At 67.1% G+C, this 14210-nt stretch carries 16 protein-coding genes; 11 read left to right on the top strand and 5 right to left on the bottom strand.

Annotated elements, in window-relative coordinates; all coding sequences use genetic code 11:
• Nucleotides 1-5: 5 nt before the first annotated feature.
• Entirely contained in the window at nucleotides 6-347 is a 342-nt protein-coding gene (gene arsC / locus GBRO_RS07555) for an arsenate reductase (glutaredoxin) (protein WP_012833385.1), read from the top strand.
• A gap of 63 nt (nucleotides 348-410) precedes the next feature.
• Here arsC and GBRO_RS07550 read toward each other — a convergent pair whose 3' ends face one another.
• Nucleotides 411-812, bottom strand: coding sequence for an NINE protein (locus tag GBRO_RS07550; RefSeq protein WP_012833384.1), 402 nt, complete (start codon nucleotides 810-812; stop codon nucleotides 411-413).
• A gap of 74 nt (nucleotides 813-886) precedes the next feature.
• Complete coding sequence (locus GBRO_RS07545; protein ID WP_012833383.1) at nucleotides 887-1327, bottom strand: limonene-1,2-epoxide hydrolase family protein; 441 nt, start codon at nucleotides 1325-1327, stop codon at nucleotides 887-889.
• A gap of 241 nt (nucleotides 1328-1568) precedes the next feature.
• Here GBRO_RS07545 and GBRO_RS07540 point away from each other — a divergent pair, with 241 nt between their 5' ends.
• From GBRO_RS07540 to GBRO_RS07515, 6 genes are all read left to right on the top strand, one after another.
• Nucleotides 1569-2201 (top strand): 50S ribosomal protein L25/general stress protein Ctc, encoded by a 633-nt coding sequence (locus GBRO_RS07540; RefSeq protein ID WP_012833382.1) that lies wholly within the window; start codon nucleotides 1569-1571, stop codon nucleotides 2199-2201.
• A gap of 29 nt (nucleotides 2202-2230) precedes the next feature.
• Complete coding sequence (gene pth / locus GBRO_RS07535) at nucleotides 2231-2797, top strand: aminoacyl-tRNA hydrolase (RefSeq protein WP_012833381.1); 567 nt, start codon at nucleotides 2231-2233, stop codon at nucleotides 2795-2797.
• A gap of 49 nt (nucleotides 2798-2846) precedes the next feature.
• A complete protein-coding gene (locus GBRO_RS07530) occupies nucleotides 2847-4661 on the top strand; it encodes an SLC13 family permease (RefSeq protein WP_012833380.1) in 1815 nt (604 codons plus the stop codon).
• A gap of 113 nt (nucleotides 4662-4774) precedes the next feature.
• Nucleotides 4775-5845, top strand: a complete 1071-nt coding sequence (locus GBRO_RS07525; RefSeq protein WP_012833379.1) for a beta-ketoacyl-ACP synthase 3 — start codon at nucleotides 4775-4777, stop codon at nucleotides 5843-5845.
• A 118-nt stretch (nucleotides 5846-5963) separates the two neighbouring features.
• Nucleotides 5964-6233 carry a hypothetical protein gene (locus GBRO_RS07520; protein ID WP_012833378.1) on the top strand — a complete coding sequence of 90 codons (270 nt, stop codon included), beginning with the start codon at nucleotides 5964-5966 and terminating at the stop codon, nucleotides 6231-6233.
• Nucleotides 6234-6247: 14 nt separating this feature from the next.
• The gene (locus GBRO_RS07515; RefSeq protein WP_147290638.1) at nucleotides 6248-6775 is read left to right on the top strand and encodes a hypothetical protein; all 528 of its coding nucleotides are present in this window, start codon (nucleotides 6248-6250) and stop codon (nucleotides 6773-6775) included.
• Between the two features lie 25 nt (nucleotides 6776-6800).
• On the opposite strand, the gene GBRO_RS07510 is transcribed toward GBRO_RS07515, so the two are convergent.
• The gene (locus GBRO_RS07510) at nucleotides 6801-7625 is read right to left on the bottom strand and encodes an ABC transporter permease (protein ID WP_012833376.1); all 825 of its coding nucleotides are present in this window, start codon (nucleotides 7623-7625) and stop codon (nucleotides 6801-6803) included.
• Nucleotides 7622-8623: a daunorubicin resistance protein DrrA family ABC transporter ATP-binding protein gene (locus GBRO_RS07505; RefSeq protein ID WP_012833375.1), complete on the bottom strand. Its 1002-nt coding sequence runs from the start codon at nucleotides 8621-8623 to the stop codon at nucleotides 7622-7624. The genes GBRO_RS07510 and GBRO_RS07505 overlap by 4 nt, the downstream gene beginning before the upstream one ends.
• Nucleotides 8624-8833: 210 nt before the next feature.
• Between GBRO_RS07505 and GBRO_RS07500 the strand changes: the two genes are divergently transcribed.
• The 4 genes from GBRO_RS07500 (at nucleotide 8834) to GBRO_RS07485 (ending at nucleotide 13078) form a co-directional block, all read left to right on the top strand.
• The gene (locus GBRO_RS07500) at nucleotides 8834-9490 is read left to right on the top strand and encodes a PadR family transcriptional regulator (RefSeq protein WP_012833374.1); all 657 of its coding nucleotides are present in this window, start codon (nucleotides 8834-8836) and stop codon (nucleotides 9488-9490) included.
• A gap of 50 nt (nucleotides 9491-9540) precedes the next feature.
• Nucleotides 9541-10557, top strand: coding sequence for a beta-ketoacyl-ACP synthase III (locus GBRO_RS07495; protein ID WP_012833373.1), 1017 nt, complete (start codon nucleotides 9541-9543; stop codon nucleotides 10555-10557).
• 90 nt (nucleotides 10558-10647) lie between these two features.
• A complete protein-coding gene (locus GBRO_RS07490) occupies nucleotides 10648-12270 on the top strand; it encodes a peptide chain release factor 3 (RefSeq protein WP_012833372.1) in 1623 nt (540 codons plus the stop codon).
• A 61-nt stretch (nucleotides 12271-12331) separates the two neighbouring features.
• The gene (locus tag GBRO_RS07485) at nucleotides 12332-13078 is read left to right on the top strand and encodes a hypothetical protein (protein WP_012833371.1); all 747 of its coding nucleotides are present in this window, start codon (nucleotides 12332-12334) and stop codon (nucleotides 13076-13078) included.
• 26 nt (nucleotides 13079-13104) lie between these two features.
• On the opposite strand, the gene GBRO_RS07480 is transcribed toward GBRO_RS07485, so the two are convergent.
• Complete coding sequence (locus GBRO_RS07480) at nucleotides 13105-14109, bottom strand: enoyl-CoA hydratase/isomerase family protein (protein WP_012833370.1); 1005 nt, start codon at nucleotides 14107-14109, stop codon at nucleotides 13105-13107.
• Nucleotides 14110-14210: the final 101 nt, after the last annotated feature.

Here is a 14210-nt window from a genome sequence, read left to right as displayed (position 1 = left end):
CCGACGTGGATGCGACGATCTATCACAACCCGAAATGCTCGACCTCCCGCAAGGCGCTGCAGAAGCTGCGTGAGCACGGGGTGGAACCGACCATCGTCAAATACCTGGACGAGCCGTTCACCCGCACGCAGCTGGAGAAGTTGTTCGCCGCCGCCGGACTGACGCCGTCGCAGGCCGTGCGCAAACGCGAGGCCCTCTACAAGGAACTCGACCTCGCATCGGCGTCCGACGAGCAGATCCTCGACGCGATGGTCGCCCACCCGATCCTGGTGGAACGCCCGTTTGTGGTGACGGACAAGGGAACTCGGCTCACCCGGCCAATGGAGAACCTCGACGAGATCCTCTGACATACGCGACTCGGGCCGGATGATCTCGATCAGATCATCCGGCCCGCGTGCGTCAGGCGTGTGTCAGGCCAGCGGACGCCCATCGGCGTCGGTCACCTTGCGCATGGCGATGAGGATGAGGTCGATCAGGGACCACACTCCACACCCGCCGCAGGTGAGCAGTTTGCCGACGCCGAGACCGGTCTGCCCCAGGTAGAAGCGGTCGATACCGAGCCCGCCCAGGAAGAACGAGATCAGCAGCGTCGTCATCCACTCCTTGTCGGAGAACAGACCGGGTACCTGGCTGGCCGGGAAGGGATTCGGGGCGTCGGCGGCGCGCACCAGGGTCTCGCCCTTCAGCTGACCGGCGATTGCCATCTGGTGCAGCTGCGCGACGTCGAGCGGCCCCTGCTCCTGACCCATGATGTTGACGTAGAAGCTCTGGCCCCCCTGGGGCCCCCCGTATGCGGGTTGCTGATAGCTCATGACGCGAAAGCATATGGGACCGCACCGGATTCCGATACTCGGGTGTCATCCGGTCGGTTGATCGAGCTGGGGATTCAGGCCGCGACGCGCACCGGGAGCGGGCGCTGCAGCCGCGGCACCACGGCGGCGGCCAGACCATGCAGCAGCGCCTTGGTGCAATCGAAGTAGTCGAAGTAGTCGCGCCACACCACGATCCGCCCGTCGGCGATCTCGAACCGGCCGCAGACCCAGAACTGCACGGCAACGCGGCCGACGCTGATCTCGTCGACGCGTTCGGTCAGGACCACCGGACCGTCGGCGCTGACGTTGATCATGCGGTAGTTGAAGCCCGCGCGGGGGTTGGTGGCCATGCCGCCGAAGATCTTGGCAACCTTCCGTTTTCCGTGCACAGTCGGCAGCGAGACGTTGGTGTAGACGATGTCGTCGTCGAGGTTGGCCATCGCGGCGTCGATGTCGTCGCGGGCGAGGGCGTCGAGGTAGGCCGTCGTGATCTCGATCGGGGTGCGTGAGGTCATGGCAGCGAGTATGCCGGTTGTAGGCCCGCGACCACCGGCGGCTGCCACGCGATGTGACATCGGGCCAGGTCATCGACTACCCTGGCCGACGTTGTCTCGGCGAGGGTGATTTGTCACCGTGATCGGCGCGACCATCGCAGTTCTCCTCGCGGGCCCTCGAGTGCCCGCCCGGCGGATGTGGGTCGTGTTCGCTCGCCGCGACCGAAGACCACCGCCGATCAGCAATCACGAGGAGATCATCATGGCAACCGAGACCACCAAGCTCGCCGTCACCACGCGCACCGAGAAGGGCAAGGGCGCCGCTCGCCGCGCCCGCCGCGAGGGCAAGGTGCCCGCCGTCCTGTACGGCCACCGCACCGACCCGCAGCACCTCAGCCTGCCGGCCCGCGAGCTCGCCGCCATCCTGCGCGCCAACGGCACCAACGCCATCATCGATCTCGACATCGAGGGCACCAGCCAGCTGGCGCTGACCAAGCAGATCGACGTCCACCCGATCCGCAACTACATCGAGCACGTCGACCTGCTGGTGATCCGTCGCGGCGAGAAGGTCACCGTGGAGGTGACCATCGTGGTCGAGGGCGACGCCGCCCCGGGCACCCTGGTCGTCCAGGACGCCAGCGTCGTGGAGATCGAGGCCGACGCCCTGTCGATCCCCGAGCAGATCACCGTCAGCGTCGAAGGCACCGCGGCCGGTGTTTCCGTACACGCCGCCGATCTCGACCTGCCGCAGGGCGTCTCCCTCGTCTCGGACCCGGAAACCCTGATCGTCGCGATCAACGAGGCCCCGACCGCTGCGGACCTCGAGGAAGAGGCTGTGGAGGCCGGCGCCGAGGTGCCCACCGAGAGCGACGAGTCGGCCACCGACTCGCAGTAGTCACCAGCCGGTTCACGACCCTCCTGGTAGTGAAAATAATTGTGGGACTGGGTAACCCCGGTTCACGCTACGAGAAGACGAGGCACAACGTCGGCGCGATGGTCGCCGACGCCCTCGTCGCCTCGGCCGGCGAGCGGTGGAAGGTGCACAAGCGCTCGGGCGCCGAGGTCGCTTCGATCACCCTCGCCGGTCAGAGCGTGCTGGTCGCCAAGCCCCGCACGTACATGAACGAGTCGGGTCGCCAGATCGGCCCACTCTGCAAGTTCTATTCGGTCGGGCCCGCCGACCTCATCGTCGCCCACGACGAACTCGACATCGACTTCGGCGCGGTCCGTCTCAAGCGCGGCGGCGGCGAGGGCGGGCACAACGGTCTGCGGTCCATCAGTCAGGTCATCGGCACCCGCGACTATCTGCGGGTCCGCCTCGGCATCGGCCGGCCCCCGGGCCGCCAGGATCCCGCCGACTTCGTGTTGAAACCCTTCCCGACCGCCGCGCGTGCCGAGGTCGAACTCCTGATCGGCAACGGCTGCGACGCCGTCGAACTGCTGGTCGCACGGTCGCTGGAGGACGCGCAGAACACCGCGCACGCCTGGTGAGCTGACGCCGTCCCGCAGCGGGCACCCCGGGTCGTGCAACGATGGGTTCATGTCGGACGCCGTCACGAGTCTGGTGATTCTGGGCGTCACGTTGGTCCTGTTCATCTGGAATCGGCTGCCGGTGGGGGTGGTCGCCGTCGGTTCCGCGCTCGCCCTGTACTTCTGCGGACTGATTGACGTGGACGCGATGACGTCGGGCCTCGGCGCCTCGGTGATCGTGTTCATCGCCGCCCTGTTCGTGGTCAGCGAAGGTCTGGAGGCCTCCGGGATCACCGGCTGGATCGGTCGGGTGATGAGCCGCGCGGCGGGGACGTCGCGGGCCCGCGCGGTCGCGGCCATCATGCTGCTCGCGGCCCTTCTGAGCGCGCTGATCACCGTCAACGGCGCCGCCGCGGCGTTGGTGCCGGTGACGGTGGCGATCGCCCGCCACGCCGGGATACTTCCGTCGCGGGTGCTCATCCCACTTGCCTTCTCCGCGAGCGCCGGTGCGTTGCTGACGCTCTCCGGCAGTCCGGTCAACGTCATCATCGACGAAGCCGCCGAGGAGAACACCGGCACTGGGTTCGGCTACTTCGAGTTCGCCCTGCTGGGGGTGCCGCTGCTGGCAGCCACGATCCTGGTGACCGTGACACTCGGTGACCGCCTCCTCCCGCATCGCGAATCCCCCACGCTGCCCACCGATTTCAGCAACTACCTGGGAACCGTCGTCGATCTCTACGGACTCGACCGGCGTATCTACCGCCTGCACGTGGACACCGATTCCTCGGCCATCGGGCACAGCGCCGAAACCATCGCCGCACACGGACGCGACGAGGTGGCGCTGGTGGGTATCGAACGCACCGGTGACACCCGCCTCGTCGACGACGACGCACCGCTGGCCGCCGACGACGTGATGGTGGTGTCCGGGCCGGGCGCGGCAGTGGAATCCGTTGCGCGCGACCACGGCCTCACCATGGAGGACGTCGCCGGTCGGCGCGGCACGCACGGCCGGCTCATCGGGCGGGACACGGGGATCAGCGAGGTGGTGATCCCGCCACGGTCGCCGTGGATCGGCGAGCGCGCGTTCCCCGGCATGGTGCGGCCCGACGACGATCTGCTCGTGCTCTCGATCCGCCGCCGCAACAAGGAGATCGGACCGCGGGCAGTGGATCTGACCGAAGGCGACACCCTGCTCGTGCACGGTCCGTGGAAGGCGATCGACGCACTCGCCGACGACCGGCGGGTCCTGGTGGTCGAATCGGCCGAGCAGGTTCGGCGTCAGACCGCGGGTCTGAGTCGGACGGCCCCGCGGGCGGCGGTCATCGTCGTCGCGATGATCGTGCTGCTGGCCACCGGACTGGTCCCGCCGGTGGTGGCGGGACTCCTCGGCGCGCTGGCCATCGTCGTCACCCGTGTGCTCACCTCCGAACACGCCTATCGAGCGATCTCCTGGCCGACGCTGGTGCTCATCGCCGCGCTGATCCCGATGTCGACCGCCATCTCCGACAGCGGTGGCGCCGACCTCATCGCCGAGCCGATCGTCGACCTGGTCTCCGGCCACAGCCCGCACATCCTGCTGATCACCCTGTTCGTCCTGACCGCGGCGCTCGGCCAGTTCATCTCCAACGCCGCGACGGTGCTGATCGTCATCCCCATCGCGCTCGCGGCGGCCGCCGACGTCAGTGTGGACGGCCGACCGGTGCTGATGCTGGTGTGTGTGGCCGGCGCGGCATCGCTGCTCACCCCGATCGCCACTCCGGCCAACATGATCGTGATGAACCCGGGCGGCTACCGCTTCGGCGACTACTGGCGTCTCGGTGCGGTGCTGATGGCGTGCTGGGCGGTCATCGCCGTGGTGCTGATCCCGCTGATCTGGCCGCTCTGAGGGAGGCGATCCTGGGCGTTTGTCCAGCTCACCTACGGCGAGGCGGGCTGACGGGGGCATCGGCCGGGGCTTAGACTCGCACGCGGTAATGATCTGCGAAGGGGCGGAGAACAATGGCGAACATCGCGGCCAACACCGGGCATCAGAACGTGGCGATGCTGGGTATCGGGGCCTGCCGGCCGCAGCGGCTGGTCAGCAACGACGAGGTCTGCGAGGTCCTCGACTCGACCGACGAATGGATCTTCGAACGCAGCGGCATCCGCAACCGCCGCTGGATCAGCGGCGACGAGACCGCCCGCTCGATGGCAGCGACCGCCGCCGAACGCGCGATCGCCAACTCGGGCATCGACAAGGAGAAGATCGGCGCACTGATCCTGGCCACCAACAGCTGGAAGACCAAGATCCCGCACGGCGGGCCCATCGTCGCCTCCGACATCGGACTCAACGGCATCCCCGCCTTTGACGTCGCGGCCGGCTGCGGTGGCTTCGGTTACGGCCTGGGAATCGCCGCCGACACGGTGCGCGCCGGGTCCGCCGAATACGTACTCCTCGTCGGTGTGGAGACCATGTCGGTGGTGATGGAACCGACCGACCGCAACACGGCTTTCATCTTCGGCGACGGTGCGGGTGCGGTGGTCGTCGGACCGAGCACTGAGAACGGCATCTCCCCCACCGTGTGGGGTTCCGACGGCGAGAACGCCGAAGCCATCGGCCAGAACTACGACATCCCCGAATACATGGACCGCGCCCAGGAGTTCCAGCACAAGGACCCGGCGACCGAGCCGGTCGGGCGGATGGTGGTCACCATGCAGGGCCCGCGGGTGTTCCGTTGGGCGGCAATCACTTTGCCCAAGGCACTGTCGACGGTCCTGGAGACCTCCGGCGTCGGGATCGACGACATCGAGGTCTTTGTTCCCCATCAGGCCAACGCGCGGATCAACGAGTTGATGAGGGCGAACCTCGGTCTGCCCGAAGACATCCCGATGGCCAACGACATCGAGAACACCGGCAACACCTCGGCCGCGTCGATCCCGCTGGCGATGGAAGAGATGCTGGCCACCGGCAAGGCCAAGGGCGGACAGACCGCGCTGCTGCTCGGCTTCGGCGCCGGGCTGTCCTACGCAGGTGCGGTGGTGACCCTTCCGCCGGCGCCCGAGGTCACCAGCTTCGACGATCTGGGGTGATCCCGGCCGGTGTTCCGTATGACGAAACGTCCGGATTCCGGACCTGCGCGAGGCATCGGCGATCTACGGCACCGACGACCGCATCATTGTCAAAACCGGTTTCGAGCATGCCGACACGATGCGCGCCTTCGATCTCAACGGTGAGCCCACCTGGTCTGCCCGAGCGACGTCCGTGTTCGAAGACGCCAAGGTGGTGGTCTCCGACGATCTCGACAACCACAAGGTGACGTTCCTCAACGCCGACGACGGTCGGCGCTTCGCCGAGGTGGACACCACTGGCGTCTACGCAACCGCGTGGAGTGTGTACCGCGGCGGCCTCGCGTGCTCAACGCCGATCATGACGGCACCGACTTCCACCGGTCCGACGGCACGCGCCTCGGTTCGGTGACGGGTTGGCGCCCGGTGGTCCTGCAGTCCGAGAACCCCGGACCCGCACTCCCACTTCCACTGCTGGGACGGATGGCCGAGAACGACGTGTACGACTCGACCACCATCGGCACCGCCAATCCCACCACCGGACATCTGCTGTGGAAGCAGACCCGCTCGGAGTTCACCGGCCGACGCATGCTCGCCTCCACTGTCGGCAACAACATCGCGGCCTATGTGGGTCCGGAGAACGGCCAGACCGGTCCGGCACTCATCGACGATCCCGAGTTCCGTCAGGCCGTGGTCGTGCTCGACCCGCTGACCGGTCACATCGTGTCGCGGCACATGCCGATCCCGCAACGCCAGTACATCGGCGAATCCAACGTCTCCGACGGCGCAAACATCATCGCTGTTCGTCTGAAAACGGTGACCGGATACGACATCTCGTCGGGACAGCGGGTCTGGCAGGTCACCATCGGAGGTGACTCCCCGCGGACGACCGTCGCCGGGCACCGCATCTTCGGCGGGCCCGACGACGGCAACGTCGGCGTGATCGGCAACTGAGTGGTTCCGGTGGGGACCACTAGGGTCAGGCGTTCTCCTTGCGGAACACCGATGTGCCCCACCAGGTTCCGAGCGCGGCCAAGATGACCGCGGCGATCAGCCCGTAGGCCACCTGGGCGGTCGCGATGTCGCCGCCGAAGGTGTCGCGCACGGCGTCGACGATCCACCGGAACGGCATGAAGTCGCTCAGCTTCTGCAGCCAGGTCGGCCCGAGCGTCATCGGCAGCAGGATGCCGGACAGCAGCAGCACCGGCATCATCACCATGTTGATGACCGGCGCCATCACATCCTCGCTCTTGGTGGTCAGCGCCAGCGCGTTGGACGCGGCAGCGCAGGCACCGCCGACGAGCAGCGTGATGACGATGCCGACAATGACGCCCAGGAACGATCCGCGCATCCCCATCAGGTAGCCGAGGACCACCAGGATCACCGCCTGCACAAAGAGTTGCAGAACGTCCCGCATCAGTCGCCCGACCAGCAGTGCGGTGCGGCTGGCCGGCGTCACCCGCTCGGCCTCGATGACGCCCTCCCGCCACTCCCCGATCAGGCTGAAGCCGGCGAACATCGCGCCGAACAGACCCAGCTGCACCAGCAAGCCGGGCACCAGGAAGGTGTAGGCGTTTTCCGATCCACCGGGGAACGACGCCACCAGCGGTTTGAGCAGTGGACCGAACAGCACCAGGTAGAGCACCGGCTGCATCACGCCGATGAGCACCCACGCCGGGTTGCGCAGATTCATCCGGATCTGCCGGTGGAAGACGATGTAGCTCTCGCGGAAGAAGTTGCCCTTGGGCAGGGTCGCGACCGGGTGCAGCGCCCGGACCGTCGGCGAGGTGGTGGAGGAAGTCATTGCTGTGCTCCTGTCAGGGTGGCGTCGGCGGGCTTCTCGGATTCGGCGTCGCGCAGGGATCGGCCCGTCAGAGTGAGGAAGACATCGTCGAGGGTCGGGCGGATCACCTCGATGGAATCCAGTGCGACACCGGCGGATTCGAGGTCGCGCAACAGCCCCGGTACCTGGCGACCGGCTCGTTGCACACGACCCCGGACGTGACGACCATCGTTGTCCACCGCGGTGGCGATCGACGACAGCCTCTGCGCGGCCACCGAGACGTGCGCATCGTCGGCGACCTCGATGTCCACCAGATCGCCGGACACCTGGGCCTTGAGATTGTCGGCGGTGTCGGCGGCGACGATGCGACCGTTGTCGATGACGATGATCCGGTCGGACAGTTCATCGGCCTCATCGAGGTAGTGGGTGGTGAGGAACACGGTGGCGCCACGCTCGGTGCGCAGCCGCCGGATGTGCTCCCACAGGTTGGCCCGAGCCTGCGGGTCCAGGCCGGTGGTCGGCTCGTCGAGGAAGACCAGGGTGGGCTCGTGGACGAGTCCCATGACGATGTCGAGACGCCGCTTCTGCCCGCCGGACATGTTCTTGGGCATGCGTTCCCACAGGCCGTGGAGCTGCAATTCGTCGAACAAGGCCTTGCCGCGTCGGGTGGCTTCGGCGCGGGTGAGTCCATAGAGCATGCCGTGATCGACCACCTCGTCGCCGGCCTGCGCCTGGCTGAACGCCCCGCCCGCCTGCGACACGTAACCAATGCTGCGCCGGACCATCACCGCGTCGGCCACGACGTCGAAGCCGTTGACCGTGGCGGTGCCTGCGGTGGGACGCAGCAGCGTGGTCAACATGCGCAGCGTGGTGGTCTTGCCGGCGCCGTTGGGGCCGAGAAAGCCCACCACCTCGCCTTCGGCGATGTCGAGGTCGACCCCGTCGACGGCCTTGACCTCCTTCTTCTGCTTGCCGCGTCCGGTGCTGAACGTCTGCACCAGACCTCGTGCGTGAATCATGCGAGCTCCCCAGGGTTGATGGCCACGATATGTTCAAATTTGAATAGTCACTCTCAGCGTCCCAGCGGATACATCGGAAGTCAACAGCGTTTTCCGACGCCTCCGGTGGCGGTCACAGTGTTTGACTGTTCGTGACGACAGTTTTCATCGGATAGCGGACAACTGCGGTCCTCATCTGCCGGGCCGTGGTGGCATGACGGGAGGAGACAGATGCGCTCGTCGACGACGCGGTTGCTCCTGCTCGGCGCGGTCGGGTTGTTCGAGCCGGTCAATGGCTACCAGATCCGTCGTGAACTCATGTCCTGGCAGGCCGATCAGTGGGCCAACGTCGCACCCGGCTCGATCTATCACGGCCTTGCCCGACTCAGCGCCGACGGACTGCTCACGCGCCACGACGTCACCGAGGGTGCGCGGGATGTCGCGGTCTATCAGCTCACCGACGCCGGCCGAACCGAGGTGCAACGGCTCATCGCCGAGGCGATCGACCACATCGACATCTACGATCACCGCGACTTCCAGGCGGCCTACGGTCTGCTGCCGATGCTCGGCGCCGACCGGGCCGTCGAATTACTCACCGATCGGCATCGACGCTTCGCCGACATCATCGCCGACCTGCCGGAGCACATCGACCCGGCCCTGCACCCCTATGCCCCGCCGCACGCCCTGCGAAGCCTCGAGCTCTGGTCCCGAACGGCGCGGGCGGAATTCGACTGGCTGACCGACCTATTGCAGGACGTCGCGCGCGGCACGCTCAGCCTGGACACCACCGGCTGGGCGCCACCCGCCGACGACCCCGGCCATCAGATGTCCGACGACCGGCGGCGCTACCGCGAGATGATCGGCGCCGAGCCACCTACTTCCCAGTAGCCGAGGTACTGCGTACCTTCTATGTCGGGTCACATATCGGAAGGACTGACATGACTGTGCTCGCGGAGACGACGGGGACCAACAACATCGGGATGCTCGGCATCGGGGCGTACCGCCCGGAACGGGTGGTCACCAATGACGAGATCTGCGAGCACATCGACTCCTCCGACGAGTGGATCTACACCCGCACCGGCATCAAGACCCGACGCTTCGCGCGGCGCGACGAGACGGTCGTGGAGATGGCCGTCAACGCCGGACGCAAGGCGATCGCCAACGCGCTGCTGTCGGGCTCCGACATCGACGCGGTCATCCTCGCCACCAACACCCACCTGCTCCTGACCCCGGCGGGTGCGGTCAAGATCGCCACCGAACTCGGCGCCAACGGTGTGCCCGCCTTCGACGTCACCGTCGGCTGCGCCGGCTTCGGCTACGCGATGGCGGTGGCCTCCGACATGATCCGTGGCGGCAGTGCCACCCACGTGCTGGTCATCGGCGCCGAGCAGCTGTCGGTGACCCTCGACATGACCGACCGCACCAATTGCTTCATCTTCGGCGACGGCGCCGGCGCGGTGGTCGTCGGGCCGACCGAGGACCAGCAGCTCGGTCCGGTGGTCTGGGGATCCGACGGCACCCAGTTCAAGGCCATCGCCCAGGACATCGACTGGGTCACCTTCCTCGACGGCGACCGCGTGCAGCGCCCCTACCTGCGTCTCGAGGGCACCGCGGTGTTCCGGTGGGCCGCCTTCGAGATGGGCAAGGCCGGTCAGAAGGCGCTCGACGCCGCGAAGGTCGGCGCCGAGGAACTCGACGTGTTCGTGCCGCATCAAGCCAACTCGCGCATCAACGACCTGCTCGCCAAGACCCTCAAGCTCCGCGAGGGTGCCGTGGTGGCCGACGACATCGAGCACACCGGCAACACGTCGGCCGCGTCGATCCCGCTGGCCATGGAGGACCTGCTGTCCACCGGCCGGGCCAAGCCGGGAGACACCGCGCTGCTCCTCGGCTACGGTGCCGGGCTCTCGTATGCGGCGCAGGTCGTCAAGATGCCGCCGGTGCCGTTCGAGTGATCCTCGTTCAGCAGTAGGGATCGATCGTCGATACCTACTGCTGAACCCCAACGTTTTGGCCGCCGCCACCTCGACCGATAGCCTCGACGGGTGAGTTCTGACGTCGCAACCGAAGTACGACGGCGCCGCACCTTCGCGATCATCTCCCACCCGGACGCGGGTAAGTCGACGATGACCGAGGCGCTGGCGTTGCACGCGCGCATGATCAGCGAGGCCGGCGCCATCCACGGCAAGGCCGGACGCAAATCCACCGTCTCCGACTGGATGGAGATGGAGAAGGCACGCGGGATCTCGGTCAGCTCGACGGCGCTGCAGTTCAACTACACATCCCAGGGTTCGCCCACCACCGGGCCCGACGACCCGGAGCTGCCGCACGTCATCAACCTCGTCGACACCCCCGGCCACGCCGACTTCTCCGAGGACACCTACCGTGTCCTCACCGCCGTCGATGCCGCGGTGATGCTCATCGACGCCGCGAAGGGTCTCGAGCCGCAGACCCTCAAACTGTTCCAGGTGTGCCGGCACCGCGGCATCCCCGTGGTCACCGTCGTCAACAAATGGGACCGGCCGGGCCGCACCCCGCTCGAACTGATCGACGAGATCAGCGAACGTATCGGCCTGACCCCCACCCCGTTGTTCGTGCCCGTCGGCATCGCCGGCGATTTCCGCGGACTGCTCGACCGACGCACCGGCGAGTACGTGCACTTCACCCGGACCGCGGGCGGCGCCAAGATCGCGCCCGAGGAGATCATGGGCGCCGACGTCGCCGCCGAGCGGGAGGGCGACGCGTGGGTGGCCGCGACCGAGGAGAGCGAACTGCTCTCCGAGATGGGCCAGGACCACGACCAGGAGATGTTCCTGGCCGGGCAGACCTCGCCGATGATCTTCGCGTCGGCGATGCTCAACTTCGGGGTGCGGCAACTGCTCGAGACGCTGGTGGAACTCGCCCCCGCCCCCGCCGGACGCGCGGACGTCGACGGCCGGCTGCGCGAAGTGACCGACCCGTTCAGTGCGGTCGTCTTCAAGGTGCAGGCCGGGATGGACGCCAGCCACCGGGATCGGTTGGCCTACATGCGGATCGTCTCCGGGGAGTTCGAACGCGGGATGGTCGTCACCCACGCCCAGACCGGAAAACCGTTCGCCACCAAGTACGCTCAGGCCGTGTTCGGTCGGGATCGCTCCACCGTGGACACCGCCTATCCCGGCGACGTCGTTGGACTGGTCAACGCCACCGCGCTCGCCCCGGGCGACACACTCTACGACGATCCGCGCGTCCAATTCCCGCCGATTCCGTCCTTTGCGCCCGAACACTTTTCGTCGTTGCGGGCCACCACCGCCGACAAGTACAAGCAGTTCCGCAAGGCGATGGATCAACTCGACAGCGAAGGAGTGGTGCAGGTCCTGCGCAACGACACCCGCGGCGACGCCTCCCCCGTTCTGGCCGCCGTCGGACCGATGCAGTTCGAGGTCGTGACCGCCCGGATGAAGTCGGAATTCAACGTGGACACGGTGATCGAGCCGCTCGGCTACACCTTGGCGCGTCGCACCGACGAGCACAGTGCGCCCGAACTCGACCGTCAGCGCGGCGTGGAGGTGTTCACCCGAACCGACGGCGCGATCCTCGCCCTGTTCAGCGACAAGTGGCGCCTGCAGTACATCGAGAAGGAACACTCCGACCTGACACTGGAACCCCTTGTTGCAGCCGCAGATTGACCTGAAATCCCGATCGGCCCGCAATCCAGATCGGCCCACAGCCGAGGAGTCACACAGCACGATGACCGATCTGCCGAGGCCGATCCTGACCGGTGTGCTCGCCTTCGGCATCCTTGCCGGGGTCGCCGGGTGCGGCGCGCAGCACACCGATACGGCCATGTCGTCGTCGACCATCACACCCACCACGCCCGCGACATCACGCACACTCGACCCCGAGGACTGCGTGGCCCAGGCACCCCAGGGCACCATAGACCGTGGCGCACACAACCTTTCCTTCGGGAAGGGATTCCTGCGGGTCGCGATCGGCCCCACCGACACCACCACACCGGCGCCCACCGGGACACCCGCACAGGGCATCACCTGTTACGAGTTCGCCAAGTGGGGACCCGTGCGCCCCGACGTGCCACCCGACTCACTGCTGTTCGTATTCAAGGGCGCGGGCATCGACGGTGCCCAGATCGAGTTCCTCGTCGGCGAACTCACCGGCGGAGTCCTCCCGCCGATCGGCACCGTCCGCCCCCGGGTGGGCCCGCTGACCGGCCCGATCAACGCCCAGGTGGGCGTCTCCGCCGAGGGCACCTACCACCATTCACCGGTGTGCGCGCTGACCATCACGGCGATGTCCGCCGAACGCGCGGCCGGTTCCTTCTCCTGCCCGAGCGCCGCTCTCACCGACGCCAACCCGCTCGCCCCCGACGACGACGTCTCCTACGACGCCGACGAATCCTCCACCGTTCCACCACCACCCGGCGCGCCGGCAGTACCGCCCGCGGTGTCACTCACCGGTTGGTTCGATCTGCGGCCGTGAGGTTCGCTCGGCAAGGTGGTGGCAGATCAGGCCTCCCCGACGATCGCCGCCACCACAGCCGGGTCGACGGCATCGATCGCGTCCGGCTCGAAGGCGGGGTTGCGATCCTTGTCGACGAGCACCGCGCGCACCCCTTCGGCGAAGTCGCCGGTCATCGTGATCCGTTCCGCGGCATGCAGTTCGCGGTCGAAACACTCGTCGAGCGTGCTCTGTGCACCCGCGGTGATCATCGCCGCGGTCACCCACAGACTGGTGGGTGAGGCGTTCTCGATCAGGCCGACCATCTCGGCGGCCCACTCGTCGCCGACGGCGCCGCGCAGACCGCCGACGATCGCGGCGATGTTGTCATCGGAGAAGTATTCGCCGATCTTGCGCAGCGGTACGTCGCTGGTCTCCTCGGTTCCCGACCGCGACAACGCATCTGCGAGCGGAGCTCCGGACCGGATCAGATCGGCGACGTCGGGCAGATCGGCCGATGCGACGAAATGTGTTGCGAGACCGACTGCCACGGCGTCGATGCCACGAATGCGGGCACCGGTGAGGCCCAGCCACATGCCGACACCCTCGGGCAGACGCGGCAGGAAGTAGGTGGAACCGATGTCGGGGAAGAACCCGATTGCCGTCTCCGGCATGGCGATCAGGGCTTTCTCGGTGACCACCCGGATCTCGCCATGCACACTGATACCCAGACCGCCGCCCATCGCCGCCCCGTCGATCAACGCGACGTAGGGTTTGGGATAGTCGGCGACGAGCTGATCGAGTCGGTACTCACTGTGGAAATAGCGGGTGATCGCCTCGGTGTCACCGGCGAGCGCACTGTCCCGGATCGCCCGGATGTCGCCACCGGCACAGAACGCCTTCTCACTCGCCGAGGTGACCAGGACGGTGTCGATCGCGTCGTCGTCCCCCCATTCCCCGAGCGTGCGGTACATGTCGTCGATCATCGACTGATCGAGTGCGTTGAGAGCTTTGGGGCGGTCCAGGATGATCTCGCCGACACCGTTGGCGACGGCGGTACGTATGAACGACATGGTCGACACGGTAGCGCGCAAATGCGGTTGACAGCAGGTCCGGCCCCGGCGTTATGGTGGTGGCGTCGCTGTTTCCGACCACAGGAGTGATGCACCCGTCA

It is taken from the genome of Gordonia bronchialis DSM 43247 (assembly GCF_000024785.1).
In the GTDB taxonomy this organism is placed as follows: Bacteria; Actinomycetota; Actinomycetes; order Mycobacteriales; family Mycobacteriaceae; genus Gordonia; species Gordonia bronchialis.
Note: the sequence above shows the minus strand (reverse complement) of the source record. Positions and strands in the feature narration are given on the sequence as shown.